Here is a 12325-nt window from a genome sequence, read left to right as displayed (position 1 = left end):
GTTTGATATAATATACATATTATGTTTTTTATATAGATTAAAGAATCTTAAAAGTATTCTTATCAAAATCTATAACTTTTTCCTTTTTAAGTTTACTTAATTCTCTTGATAGAGCACTTCTATCGACTCCTAAAAAATCTGCCATTTCTTTTCTTGAGTAAGGTATATGAAATATCTTACTTTTATTTTTTTCTTTTTGCATTTCCAAAAAATGAATAATCTTTTCTCTAGTATTTCTTCTAGATATAATTTCTATTTTAGATAAAAGAATTAAGTTTTTATCTGCAAATGTCTTAAGAAGATTTGAAACAAGGTGATATTTATTTGCAATTTTTGATGAGTCATTTCCATCGAGAGAAAGAAAATCTTCTGTGTTAACTAAGAATACAAGAGAATTTTTACTTGCTTGAGAAGTTACAGGACTTATTTTTTCTGTAGTAAATGAAAAAACCTCTGCAAATATTTGTCCCTTTTTTATAATATCTATAATATTTCTGTTTCCAAACTCATCGTTATTTGAAAGCATTATTTCACCTTCAAGTAGTATACACATATAGGGAAAAGTATCCCCTTCAAAAAAAAGTATTTCATCTTTATTTAGTGATATAATTTTATGATTTAGTGAATTTAAGAAAAGTGAAAGTTCATCAACTTCAAAATTTGAAAAAAGTGGATTTTTTTCTAGTAAAGTTAGGTAGTCTTTGATTTCCGGTTTGCCACCTTTAAAGTTATTATTTGAAAACATACTGCTATTACCTCCGTTAACATATTTTTATTATATATGATAGATAATTATATCATTATTATATAAAAAAGTATATTTTTTTAGTAACTATAATAAATAAAAAGAAAAGTAAAGAATATGTTTTTTGAAATTAATAAAATATTGTTAACTATAGTGAAAGATAAATGAACTTTAATAAAGTAAGAATAAAATGATAAACATTTTCAAATTAAATATTGTTTATTTAATTAAATATAGGGAATAATATTAATATACGTAATAAAAGAAAGATTAGCAAATTATTTGCATGAAGGGAGAATTAAAATGAAGAAACTAGCAACTTTCGCAGGAGGCTGTTTCTGGTGCATGGTTAAGCCGTTTACAGCATATGAAGGTGTGTTTGATGTTATTAGTGGATACACTGGTGGAGAAAAAGAAAATCCAACATATGAAGACATTTGTAGTGGTAGAACTGGGCATTATGAAGCGATAGAAATAAGCTATGATGATGAATATATAAGTTATAATGATTTATTAAAAATATATTGGAAACAAATAAATCCATATGATGATGGAGGGCAGTTTTCAGATAGAGGAAGTCAATATGAATCAGCTATTTTTTATCATGATCTTGATCAAAAAAGAGAGGCTGAAGAATCGAAGAAGGCATTAGAAGAACTTAGTGGTAAAAAAGTTTATACAGAAATAGTTGAAGCTGGAAAATTTTATCCTGCTGAGGAATATCATCAGGATTATTATAAAAAGAATCAGAATCACTATAACCTATACTATAAAAACTCTGGGAGACAGAAGTTTTTAAAGGAGAACTGGGATAAAAATAATTTTAGTAGGGAAAAACTTAGAAAAAAATTAACCAATATACAATTTGAAGTAACTCAAAATGATATGACAGAAGTTCCCTTTGAAAATGAGTATTATAATAATTTTGAAAAAGGAATATATGTAGATGTAGTCGATGGAACACCATTATTTAGTTCAAGTGATAAATTTGACTCAGGATGTGGTTGGCCAGCCTTTGGGAAAACCATAGAAGAAGCGTGTGTCTATTATAGAAGCGACTACTCTTTTGGAAGAATGAGAACAGAAGTTAGAAGCGTTAATGCAAATAGCCATTTAGGTCATGTATTTTTAGATGGACCTGATAAATTTGCCAAAAGGAGATATTGCATAAATTCAGCTTCACTAAAGTTTATACAATATGATAAAATGGAAGAGTACGGATATGGTGAATATAAAAAGTATGTAAAATAATTATATTATCCGGCGACTAAAAATACGGTTATAAAGTTGAAACTTATTTATGACCGTTTTTTTAGTAGTAAATAATATGTATGTAGGAGTTAATTATGAAAAAACTTTATTATAGTGAAAGGTATAAGACAGAATGTGAAAGCTATGTTAAAGATGTAGTTAAACATTCAGATAAAGATGCCTTTATTCTTCAAGAAACAATATTTTTTCCAGGTGGCGGTGGACAGATTTGTGATATAGGAAGCATTACATATATAGATAGTAATGGACTTGAAAAAGAGGTTAATGTCATAGAAACTTGCGAGAATGAAGACGAAGTAGTACATATATTAGATGAAAAAGTAGAAAGCATAGATTTAAGTCAAAAGATCAAAATGAGAATAAATAGAGATAGAAGATATGATTCTATGTGCCAGCATACTGGGCAACATATTCTATCAGGATGTTTTTATGAGTTATTTCAGAGAAACACAAAGGGACTTCATATAGGGAAAGATGTATCACAGCTAGATATAGAAGGTGAATTTAGCGAAGATATGGTTGAAAAAGTTGAAAATATGGCAAATGAAATTATTTATCAAAGAATAGATATAAAAAACTATGTTTTAACAGCTGAAGAAAAAGAAAACTTTAAGACAAGAAGACCACTTCCAGAAACTTCAAGTGATATAAGAATCTTAGAAATAGAAAATCTAGATATAAATGCATGTTGTGGAGTACACGCTCTTAATACAAGTGATATAAGGCTTATAAAAATTAAAAAATACTATAAACACAAAGATGGAACAAGGTTCGAGTATCTTGCTGGACAAAGGGCTACAAAGTACGTTTTGGAAAGAGAAAGAGTACTAGATAGAATATTAGAGTCTTTTAATTGCAATGAAGAAAATATAGAAAATGCAATAGAAAACCTTAGAATGAAAAAAGATGAGTTTTATGAAAATAATAAATATGTAAGTGAAAAGTATATAGATTTATATTCTGATAAACTAATAGGAGAATCAGAAAAAAATAAAGACGATATTATTATTGTAAGAAAAACTTTTGAAAATGAAGAAAAGTGGTTGATTTCAGAACTTGTAAAATCAATAGCTGAAAAAAATAAAGCAATAGTTATTGTTGGAAACAAAGTAGACGGGGATTCCTCAGTTCATGTACAATGTTCTAAGGAACTTGCAAAAGAATTTTCTTACATAGATATAGGCAAGGACTTTAGAAGTGAGGCATCAGCTTTTGCTATAAAGGGTGGAGGATCAAAGTTTATGGCTCAAGGGCTATGTCAAGATGAAAAAAATGTTGACATTTTCCTAGATAATATTTATCATATATATATTGAAAAATAAGCTTAGTTGTAGAATTGACTTGAACAATTTTATAAATTAAAAAGCTTTTAAGTATTTTTATCTAATATCAATTTTAATATGGTCATGCTAAGCTTATAGTGTGCTGAGCAGATAATATAGATTAGGAATGATTTTTTAAAAGTGTTCAAATTAATATTGCAATTTAAGGATTGAAAAATAAGTATTTATTTTCAATATTTTTATAGGGGGAAATCAAAATGTCATTAACAGGACTAGTCGTTCTAATATTGTTATCAGCATTTGCAATTTATTGTATGCTTGGTAAGAATGGTAGAGGCGCAAAAAATTATATTATAAGAAACACAATAGGTGTTTATGTTATGATATTAGGATTGCTATCCATAATAAAGTCTAATTTAGGGCTTATACAGGGCTTTTACTTAGGTATTGTTACACTTATTATTTCAATACTGACATTGTTCGTTTTCAAAAGAGACTATAAGAAGTGTCAGATTTTGAATGTAATAGGTATAGTAGTTGGAGTAGCAGCTACATATTTTGCATATATAAGATAATTAATTATAGATATTTATCAGTTATTGATAAATAAAATGTAAAATTTAATTAAAATTATTTGGCGACATAAAGGATTTTTGTGTCGTCATTTTTATTTATTAATATTTTAAATATTGATAATTCACTTTATCTATAACGTAAGCTATATTTATTATAAAAATTAATACAAGCTTTGAAATATTGAAAAAAATTTTTTCATATGATAACATGAAGCTTGATAGGCCTATATAATTTAATATTAGGAGATTGGAAATGAAGAAAAATTTATTTGTCAAAGTTGTTCTATCAAGTTTAGTATTGTTATTAGCTGTTGGATGTGGAAAACAAGAAGATAATAAGAAAGATGACGCAGCACAGAGTAATGCTGAAAAACAGCAGGTTATTAGAGTTGGTACATCAGCATCATATAATCCTTGGGCATTCCAAGAAGATGATAAGCTTAAGGGGTTTGAAATAGATGTATGGAATGAAATAGCAAAGAGAGAAGATTATAAGCTTGAGTTCAAGCTTGGTCAGTTCTCAGGTTTAGTTGGTATGCTTGACGCTGGTGAAATAGATACAGTTGCACATCAAATGTCAATTACACCTGAAAGAGAAGAAAAGTATTACTTATCAGCACCATATGCATACAGTTATTATGACCTTTTTGTAAAGGATGATAGTAGCTACAAGACACTTGAGGACCTAAAGGGTAAGAAAGTTGGATGTTGGCTTGGCGGAAACGGAGAAAAAACTTGTAGAGAAATAAATGATAAGTATCATATGAATTGGGATATAGTAACATATGATGGTGTTCCTATGGAAGAAGAACTCAAGATGGGAAGAGTAGATGCTATATGGCAGGGTGAAATAAAGACTCTTGCTGTAATGAAGAAAAATAAACTTCCAATTAGACAGATCAATCAAAAGCTTGTATATGAAGTAAATGCATATCCATTTAGAAAAGATGATGCAGGTAAGGAAATGTCTGAAAAGGTAAGTAAGGCTATAGATGAAATGAGAAAAGACGGAACTCTAAGCAAGCTTTCTGAAAAGTGGTTTGATGTAGATATTACAAAAAAAGAGCAATAGGAGAGATTAGTGATGAAACTTGATTTTCACTTTATGGCAAAAGTAATACCACTTATGATAAAATACAGTGGTGTAACAATAAAGCTATCTTTACTGGCGATTTTTTTTGGATTTTTGTTAGCTATTATAATATCTATGACAGTTCACTTAAAGGTTCCCGTTTTATACAGGTTTTTTAAGATCTATATTTCATTCTTTAGAGGAACTCCTCTAATGGCTCAGATATTCTGTCTTTATTTTGGTATTATACCAATTCTGAACAATACGGGGCTTCACATAGACTCCTTTAAAGCTGCACTGATATCTCTATCGCTTGCTAGCTCGGCGTATATGGCCGAGTCAATTAGAGCGGCTATAATGTCTGTAGATAAGGGACAGATAGAGGCGGCACAGTCTATAGGAATGACATATTTTCAGTCTATGAGCAGAATAGTAATGCCACAAGCTATTAGAATAGCTATACCTACTCTTTTTAGTAGTTTTATAAATATAGTAAAGGATACATCTCTTGTATTTGCTATAGGAGTTAAAGAAATGATGGCTATGGCTCAGTTAGAAGGTGCGTCTGGATACAGATATCTAGAGGCATATATTAGTGTGCTTATGGTTTACTGGTGCATAACTTCGGCTATGGCTATGGTTCAGAAGAAGCTTGAAAATAAATTTAATAAATCAGTAGGTGAAATTAGATGATAAATATAAAGAATATAAAAAAGAGATTTGGAGATAATGAAGTTCTAAAGGAGATTAGCTTAGATGTATCTCAGGGAGAGGTAATATCGATAATAGGACCTTCAGGAACAGGAAAATCTACTTTTTTGAGATGTATAAACTGTCTTGAGATTGCCGATAGCGGGACAATATCTTTGTGTGAAAAAAATATTGATCTTGAGCATATAAATAAAAAAGATATTTTATGGCTTAGAAGAAATACCGCAATGGTATTTCAAGGATTTTTTCTTTTCAATAATAAGACAGTAATTGAAAATATTACTGAAGGTTTGATAGTTGTTAAGAAAATGGATAAAAGGAAAGCAATAGAAAAAGCTGAAGGTATATTAAAATCAGTGGGACTTTCAGAGAAAAGAGATTTTTATCCAAATCAGCTTTCAGGAGGTCAAAAACAGAGGGTAGCTATATGTAGAGCAATAGCTCTCGAACCAAAGGTTTTGCTGTTTGATGAGCCTACATCAGCTCTAGATCCAGAGTTGAAAAATGAAGTTTTATCGCTTATAAAAGATCTTGCAAATAAAAATAATACAATGATTATAGTAACTCATGAAATAGAGTTTGCTAAGCATGTATCAGATAGAGTTATCTTTATGGACGAAGGAATTATTATTGAAGAGGGAGATGCAAAGCTTGTTATAGACAATCCTCAAAAAGAGAGAACTAAGAAATTCCTTGAATCAATAAAAAGTAGAAATAGTTATGAGTATTAAAAAATAAAATAAACCGAGTAAAAGGTTTGTTATCATTAGGATGGCATAGTTATTTTATAAAATTACTATGTCATATTTTTGTATTAGCCAACAGACGTTTAAAAATTTCTTATTAGCATACCTAACTATATTGAGGGATTATAGATAGATGTAGTTGAGTAACTATTTGAAATAGAAAAAATTTTAAATAGAATATATGTATAATTAAATATTGAAAAATTAAATTTTTGTATAAGAAAAGACCTATATTTTGTATAGGTCTTCCTTCATCTATCTTTTGTAAGTTCATATCCATTTACAATTAGAGAATTCATCGTATCTGGTGTCATCACCGCATCAAAATAGATCTTATTTTTCTCATTAGGATAAGTAAAATATCCATTTGCATATATATAATTGTTATTTTTATGCATAGAAGTAGTTTTTATATTTAAATCACCATCAGCTTTGACATAGCTATTTAAATAAGATTTAATTGTTTTGTCATATTTTGCGAAATCATCTTCATCTACAGTTCTGCTTTGTGTAACAAATTTATCAGGAAGTAATCTATCCTTTGCAAAACCAAAATTATTAGTTACTCTAGCCACAATAAGTATTATAAGGATTACCGTTGCTATTGTATACACTGCTTTTACCCAAGTAGGAGAGTTGAAATGGCTTACTTTAGAACCCTTTTTCTTTGTCTGTTGGTTAATTTGCTCGCGCATCTTGTTAATATCGTATTGAATAACACGATTATCATTATAGGCGCCTTTTGGTGGGTTGGATTGCATTTTTTTGCTATTTATGGACTTTTTCTTCTCTGCAAAATTTATTGTTTTGCCGCTATTATTCTTCTTTATCTTCTCGCTCAAATGTAACCCTCCTTTTTCATAATGTATAAAAGCTTATCAATAATACAATTATATTAAATTTACAAATAATAGTCAATAATGATATAGTCAAACATTTGTAAAATAGACATTTAAAGTCATTAAAGATATGTAGAAAGAATTGAAGTTTTGTGATAAAATGAATAATAAGAGTGTAAATATAGAAACTAAAAATTTACTTTCTTGAAGGAGGAAGAGAAAAAAAGTGATTTTTATAGGAAATAGATATGAAATAACGGATAGACCTGTTTATATAGAGGAAAATAAACTCTATAATGCTTATGACGCAGAAAGAAAGGTTAACGTTAAAATTAAAATTATAGAAAACAATAGATATGTGAGTATTGATTTTATTCCTAATTTAATAGATGAGAGCATGATAATCAATGATTTGAAGTGTCCCTATATACTTAATATAGTAGATGTAGGTGTTCATAGAACAGTCGATAATCTTTTATACTATATAGTTTATGAGAATTTTGATGGAGTATCTTTATCTACATTAACAAGAGGAGCCTATCTTCACCTAGATGCCCTTATAAGAATATCAACACAGGTTGTTAAAGCTTTGCAGGCATATAAGAGTATAGGCAAACATCATGGTTCTTTAAAGCCAGATGATATACTTGTAGACGAGAAGTATGCTATCAAAATAGCGGATTTTGGAATCACAGAGGCAAATAGAGGCACTAATATTAGATGTTCAGGAAATTTAAAGTACCTATCTCCTTCTCAGTTATCAATTGACTTTACAGATATAAAGACGGATTTATACTGTTTAGGGGTAATACTTTATGAGGCAGTATTTAAAAAGTTTCCTTTTAGTGAGGCGCATACTGAAAAGCAGTTGATGAGGGCGATAGATAAGGGTGTAATGTGGTCAAAAATAAATACAAATGATTACAACCAAGATTTTATCGCAATTATAAAGAAACTTTTAGAGAGAAATGATAATTTGTGCTATAAAAATTATAATGAAGTATTGATGAGCCTAAGTCAATTTATGTATAAAACTTCTAAAATAAGTTCATCTGATATTAACGATCTTGCAACAAAGCCTCAGCTTGAATCTGTTCTTGATAAAACAGGAAGAGTTAGTCCCGAAGATTTTTACAAGACCAATCAGATATTTTTAAATGATATCGATCAAGCTCTTTTAAAACAGGAAGAAGATAAAAAGAGAAATGAAAAAATTGAGGAATATGAAGAAGAAAAAACAAAAAAAGGAAATAAAGTCGCTATTGTAATAGTATTTATAATAGTAATCATGATATTAGGGATAGTAGTGCCTACATTTATGTAGTAGTAAACATTGTATTGTATTAAAATGTTTAAAAATCTATTGACATAAAATAGCTACAATGATAAAATGATATAGGTTATTTTAAAACCAAAAAATAAATTATACACAGCAACGGGATTCCTAAAAGGTGCCGATAAAGTGGTTTTTTAGGAAGTAGAACGTGCTGGAAGCGTAAAACCAAGGAGGAAAATTTAATGTCAGTAATTTCAATGAAACAGTTACTAGAAGCTGGTGTGCATTTCGGACATCAGACTAGAAGATGGAACCCAAAGATGGCGAAGTTTATATTCACAGAAAGAAATGGAATATATATTATCGACCTACAGAAAACAGTTAAGAAGGTAGACGAAGCTTATAAGTTTATGCAGGAAGTAGCAGAAACTGGAAAGCCAATCTTATTCGTTGGTACAAAGAAGCAGGCTCAGGAAGCTATCAAGGAAGAAGCTGAAAGATGCGGAATGTACTATGTAAACGAAAGATGGTTAGGTGGTATGCTTACTAACCATAAGACTATAAAGACTAGAATCCAGAAGTTAAGAGAATTAGAAGCTATGGAAGAAGATGGTACATTTGATGTACTACCAAAGAAGGAAGTTATAAAGCTTAGAGCTGAAAAGGACAAGCTTGAAAAGTTCCTAGGTGGTATAAAGGATATGCCAGAACTACCAGCTGCAATATTCGTAGTTGACCCAAGAAAAGAAAACATAGCTATACAGGAAGCTCATAGACTAGGTATCCCAGTAGTTGGTACAGTTGATACTAACTGTGATCCAGACGAGATAGACTATCCAATACCAGCAAATGATGATGCTATTAGAGCTGTAAAATTAATAACTGGTGCAATGGCTAATGCTGTAATCGAAGCTAGACAAGGTGTTGATGATGTAACTGTAGAAGAATCTGAAGTTGAAGTAGTTGTTGAAACTGAAGAAACTACAGAAGAAATGTAATTAATACATTGAATAATGTAAAGCTTATGGTAAGGGCATTGCCCTTACCATTTTGTGAATAAAAATAATTTAATTATAGGAGGATTTTACGATGGCTGTAACTGCACAGATGGTAAAAGAATTAAGAGAAGCAACAGGCGCAGGAATGATGGACTGTAAGAAGGCTCTTACTGAAGCTGAATGCGATATGGAAAGAGCAATTGATATATTAAGAGAAAAGGGACTTTCTAAGGCAGCAAAGAAGGCTGATAGAGTAGCTGCTGAAGGTCTTGTTACAATATTGGCTAATGAAGATGGTACTTCTGCTGCAATAGTAGAAGTTAACTCTGAAACTGACTTCGTTGCTAAGAACGAAGATTTCAAGGTATTCGTAAGAGACGTAGCTGAAATGGCTTTAAATGGTGATTCAAAGGATGTAGAAGAACTATTAGCTTCTCAGCACAAGGAAGGTAAGGAACTTAAGGCAGTTCTTCATGATAGAATAGCAACTATAGGAGAAAAGCTTGACATAAGAAGATTTGAAAGATTATCTACAAATGGTAAGCTTGCTGGATATATCCACGGTGGTGGTAAGATAGGTGTTGTTATAGAACTTGACACTGATTCAAATGATGAAAAGATATTCCAGTTAGGAAAAGATATAGCTATGCAGGTAGCAGCAATGAATCCTAAGTACTTATCAAGAGACGATGTAGATCAGGATTATATCGCTCATGAAAAGGAAGTTCTTACTCAGCAGGCTCTAAACGAAGGAAAGCCAGCTAATATAGTTGAAAAGATGGTTGTTGGTAGATTAAACAAGGAATTAAAGGAAGTTTGTCTATTAGACCAGGTATTCGTTAAGGATTCTGATTTCACTATAGGAAAGCTTGTAGACAAGGTTGCTAAGGAAGTTGGTAGCCCAATAAAGGTATCTAGAATGGTTAGATACGAAGTTGGTGAAGGTATCGAAAAGAGAGAAGAAAACTTTGCTGACGAAGTTGCAAAGCAGATGAAGTAGTAAATTAAGTAAAGAGAACACTTAGCGTGTTCTCTTTTTTATAGGGATCTCTTGGATTTCTAGTTGTTTTGTTAAACTTTATATAGTCTTTAACAAAAACATCATTGAATGTGATATACTTAGATTGAGTTATGCTTACATTTAAGTAATTTAAAAAAATTTATTTAGTTTCAAAAGGAGAAAAAGATATGAAGGAACCAATATACAAAAGAGTGTTACTTAAGATAAGTGGAGAAGCACTATCTGGGGGAACAGGTTTTGGTATAAATAACGATGTCCTACATGACATATCACTAGGTATAAAAGAATTAAATGACGTAGGTGTTGAAGTGGCAGTTGTAGTAGGTGGTGGAAACTTCTGGAGAGGAAGAACAAGCCAGGGAATGGATAGAACAACAGCAGACTATATTGGAATGCTTGCGACAGTTATGAATGCAATGGCATTACAGGATTCTTTAGAAGATGTTGGAGTTCCTACAAGAGTTCAGACAGGAATTGAAATGAGACAAGTAGCTGAACCATATATTAGAAGAAGAGCAGTTAGACATCTTGAAAAGGGAAGAGTAGTTATATTTGGTGCTGGAACAGGTAATCCATACTTCTCAACAGACACAGCAGCAGCTCTTAGAGCTGCTGAAATGGAAGCAGATGTTATTCTACTTGCAAAGAATGTTGACGCGGTATATGACAAGGATCCAAAGGTTCATGATGATGCTAAAAAGTTTACTAACCTTACATATATGGAAGTAATTAATAGAGAACTAAAAGTTATGGACTCAACTGCTACATCTTTATGTATGGATAATAAGATTACAATAAAAGTTTTCGAACTTTCAACAGAGAATATTATAAAGGTAGTATACGGAGAAAATATTGGTACTACTGTTGAATAAATAGTATAATAGATATAAAGAAAAAACTTTTAAATATTTAGGAGGTAATTTATGAAATTAGATGTTCATGTTCAGTTAAAAGAACAAATGGATAAGACTATAGAAGCTTTGAAGTTCGAATTTGGAACTATAAGAGCTGGTAGAGCTAATCCATCAATGCTTGACAAGGTAAGAGTTGATTACTATGGTACTCCAACTCCAGTTAATCAGATGGCTGCAGTAGCTGTTTCAGAAGGCAGAATATTAACTATAACACCTTGGGACAAGTCAAGTATACATAATATAGAAAAAGCTATAGCTGAATCAGATGTAGAAATATCACCTACAAATGATGGTTCAGTAATAAGATTAGTTGTACCACAACTTACAGAAGAAAGAAGAAAAGAGTTAGCAAAGAAAGTATCAAAGGCTTCTGAAACATTTAAGGTAAGAATAAGAAATGACAGAAGAGATGCCAATGATGAAATTAAGAAGATGGAAAAGGCTGGAGAGCTTGCTGAAGATGAAGCTAAGAAAGCTTTAGATGAAGTTCAGAAGATAACTGATGAATATATAAAGACTATAGAAAAGCTTACAACAGAAAAAGAAGAAGATATAATGTCAGTATAATATATCTTTTAAAGGATGGTTTAAACCATCCTTTTTATATGGTTCTTTGTCAAATAGTGTTGATGAAAAAATATCATATAATTTAATCTAATTAATAGGTAGCATAGATAACTTTCTATGCTACCTATTTTATCTCAAATCGTTCTCTTAAAAGTATTCTGGCTCTCATATTTCTATAGCTTCTAAATCCGAAGGATACTCTTTTAAAAACCTTTATCATATTGTTTTTACCTTCTACTACTGCATTGGTATAGCTATATTTGATTGAGTTAATTACATAATGAATTCTCTTTTTTAGTGATTTTA

The 12325-nt window shown here is 30.5% G+C and carries 14 protein-coding genes; 11 read left to right on the top strand and 3 right to left on the bottom strand.

The annotated features are described in order from the left end of the window. Positions 1-37 precede the first annotated feature (37 nt). Complete coding sequence (locus BMY82_RS01475) at positions 38-745, bottom strand: Crp/Fnr family transcriptional regulator (RefSeq protein WP_091973777.1); 708 nt, start codon at positions 743-745, stop codon at positions 38-40. Between the two features lie 303 nt (positions 746-1048). Between BMY82_RS01475 and msrB the strand changes: the two genes are divergently transcribed. The 6 genes from msrB (at position 1049) to BMY82_RS01445 (ending at position 6389) form a co-directional block, all read left to right on the top strand. Next, positions 1049-1996, top strand: a complete 948-nt coding sequence (msrB, locus tag BMY82_RS01470) for a peptide-methionine (R)-S-oxide reductase MsrB (RefSeq protein WP_091973774.1) — start codon at positions 1049-1051, stop codon at positions 1994-1996. A 95-nt stretch (positions 1997-2091) separates the two neighbouring features. Continuing rightward, positions 2092-3339 carry an alanyl-tRNA editing protein gene (locus tag BMY82_RS01465; RefSeq protein WP_091973771.1) on the top strand — a complete coding sequence of 416 codons (1248 nt, stop codon included), beginning with the start codon at positions 2092-2094 and terminating at the stop codon, positions 3337-3339. Between the two features lie 218 nt (positions 3340-3557). Next, complete coding sequence (locus tag BMY82_RS01460; RefSeq protein ID WP_091973768.1) at positions 3558-3875, top strand: hypothetical protein; 318 nt, start codon at positions 3558-3560, stop codon at positions 3873-3875. A 253-nt stretch (positions 3876-4128) separates the two neighbouring features. After that, positions 4129-4947, top strand: coding sequence for a transporter substrate-binding domain-containing protein (locus BMY82_RS01455; protein ID WP_091973766.1), 819 nt, complete (start codon positions 4129-4131; stop codon positions 4945-4947). Positions 4948-4959: 12 nt separating this feature from the next. Beyond that, a complete protein-coding gene (locus BMY82_RS01450) occupies positions 4960-5640 on the top strand; it encodes an amino acid ABC transporter permease (protein WP_091973763.1) in 681 nt (226 codons plus the stop codon). Beyond that, entirely contained in the window at positions 5637-6389 is a 753-nt protein-coding gene (locus BMY82_RS01445; protein WP_091973760.1) for an amino acid ABC transporter ATP-binding protein, read from the top strand. The genes BMY82_RS01450 and BMY82_RS01445 overlap by 4 nt, the downstream gene beginning before the upstream one ends. Positions 6390-6655: 266 nt before the next feature. Here BMY82_RS01445 and BMY82_RS01440 read toward each other — a convergent pair whose 3' ends face one another. Beyond that, positions 6656-7246, bottom strand: coding sequence for a hypothetical protein (locus BMY82_RS01440; RefSeq protein WP_091973757.1), 591 nt, complete (start codon positions 7244-7246; stop codon positions 6656-6658). Positions 7247-7469: 223 nt separating this feature from the next. On the opposite strand from BMY82_RS01440, the gene BMY82_RS01435 reads away from it, so the two are divergent. From BMY82_RS01435 to frr, 5 genes are all read left to right on the top strand, one after another. Next, a complete protein-coding gene (locus tag BMY82_RS01435; RefSeq protein ID WP_091973754.1) occupies positions 7470-8567 on the top strand; it encodes a protein kinase domain-containing protein in 1098 nt (365 codons plus the stop codon). A gap of 194 nt (positions 8568-8761) precedes the next feature. Next, complete coding sequence (rpsB, locus tag BMY82_RS01430) at positions 8762-9517, top strand: 30S ribosomal protein S2 (RefSeq protein ID WP_091973751.1); 756 nt, start codon at positions 8762-8764, stop codon at positions 9515-9517. Between the two features lie 91 nt (positions 9518-9608). Beyond that, entirely contained in the window at positions 9609-10517 is a 909-nt protein-coding gene (gene tsf, locus BMY82_RS01425) for a translation elongation factor Ts (protein ID WP_091973732.1), read from the top strand. A gap of 188 nt (positions 10518-10705) precedes the next feature. Continuing rightward, positions 10706-11410 carry a UMP kinase gene (pyrH, locus tag BMY82_RS01420; RefSeq protein WP_091973729.1) on the top strand — a complete coding sequence of 235 codons (705 nt, stop codon included), beginning with the start codon at positions 10706-10708 and terminating at the stop codon, positions 11408-11410. A gap of 51 nt (positions 11411-11461) precedes the next feature. Next, complete coding sequence (frr, locus tag BMY82_RS01415; protein ID WP_091973726.1) at positions 11462-12019, top strand: ribosome recycling factor; 558 nt, start codon at positions 11462-11464, stop codon at positions 12017-12019. A gap of 124 nt (positions 12020-12143) precedes the next feature. Here the strand turns inward: frr and BMY82_RS01410 are convergent. Further along, positions 12144-12325: transposase (locus BMY82_RS01410; RefSeq protein ID WP_144019710.1), on the bottom strand; the 182-nt coding region annotated here is incomplete at its 5' end.

It is taken from the genome of Peptostreptococcus russellii, assembly GCF_900110295.1.
In the GTDB taxonomy this organism is placed as follows: domain Bacteria; phylum Bacillota; class Clostridia; order Peptostreptococcales; family Peptostreptococcaceae; genus Peptostreptococcus; species Peptostreptococcus russellii_A.
Note: the sequence above shows the minus strand (reverse complement) of the source record. Positions and strands in the feature narration are given on the sequence as shown.

Coding starts and splice junctions, on each gene's coding strand:
- BMY82_RS01475 (WP_091973777.1), bottom strand. CDS start 745: ATGTTTTCAAATAATAACTTTAAAGGTGGCAAACCGGAAATCAAAGAC.
- msrB (WP_091973774.1), top strand. CDS start 1,049: ATGAAGAAACTAGCAACTTTCGCAGGAGGCTGTTTCTGGTGCATGGTT.
- BMY82_RS01465 (WP_091973771.1), top strand. CDS start 2,092: ATGAAAAAACTTTATTATAGTGAAAGGTATAAGACAGAATGTGAAAGC.
- BMY82_RS01460 (WP_091973768.1), top strand. CDS start 3,558: ATGTCATTAACAGGACTAGTCGTTCTAATATTGTTATCAGCATTTGCA.
- BMY82_RS01455 (WP_091973766.1), top strand. CDS start 4,129: ATGAAGAAAAATTTATTTGTCAAAGTTGTTCTATCAAGTTTAGTATTG.
- BMY82_RS01450 (WP_091973763.1), top strand. CDS start 4,960: ATGAAACTTGATTTTCACTTTATGGCAAAAGTAATACCACTTATGATA.
- BMY82_RS01445 (WP_091973760.1), top strand. CDS start 5,637: ATGATAAATATAAAGAATATAAAAAAGAGATTTGGAGATAATGAAGTT.
- rpsB (WP_091973751.1), top strand. CDS start 8,762: ATGTCAGTAATTTCAATGAAACAGTTACTAGAAGCTGGTGTGCATTTC.
- tsf (WP_091973732.1), top strand. CDS start 9,609: ATGGCTGTAACTGCACAGATGGTAAAAGAATTAAGAGAAGCAACAGGC.
- pyrH (WP_091973729.1), top strand. CDS start 10,706: ATGAAGGAACCAATATACAAAAGAGTGTTACTTAAGATAAGTGGAGAA.
- frr (WP_091973726.1), top strand. CDS start 11,462: ATGAAATTAGATGTTCATGTTCAGTTAAAAGAACAAATGGATAAGACT.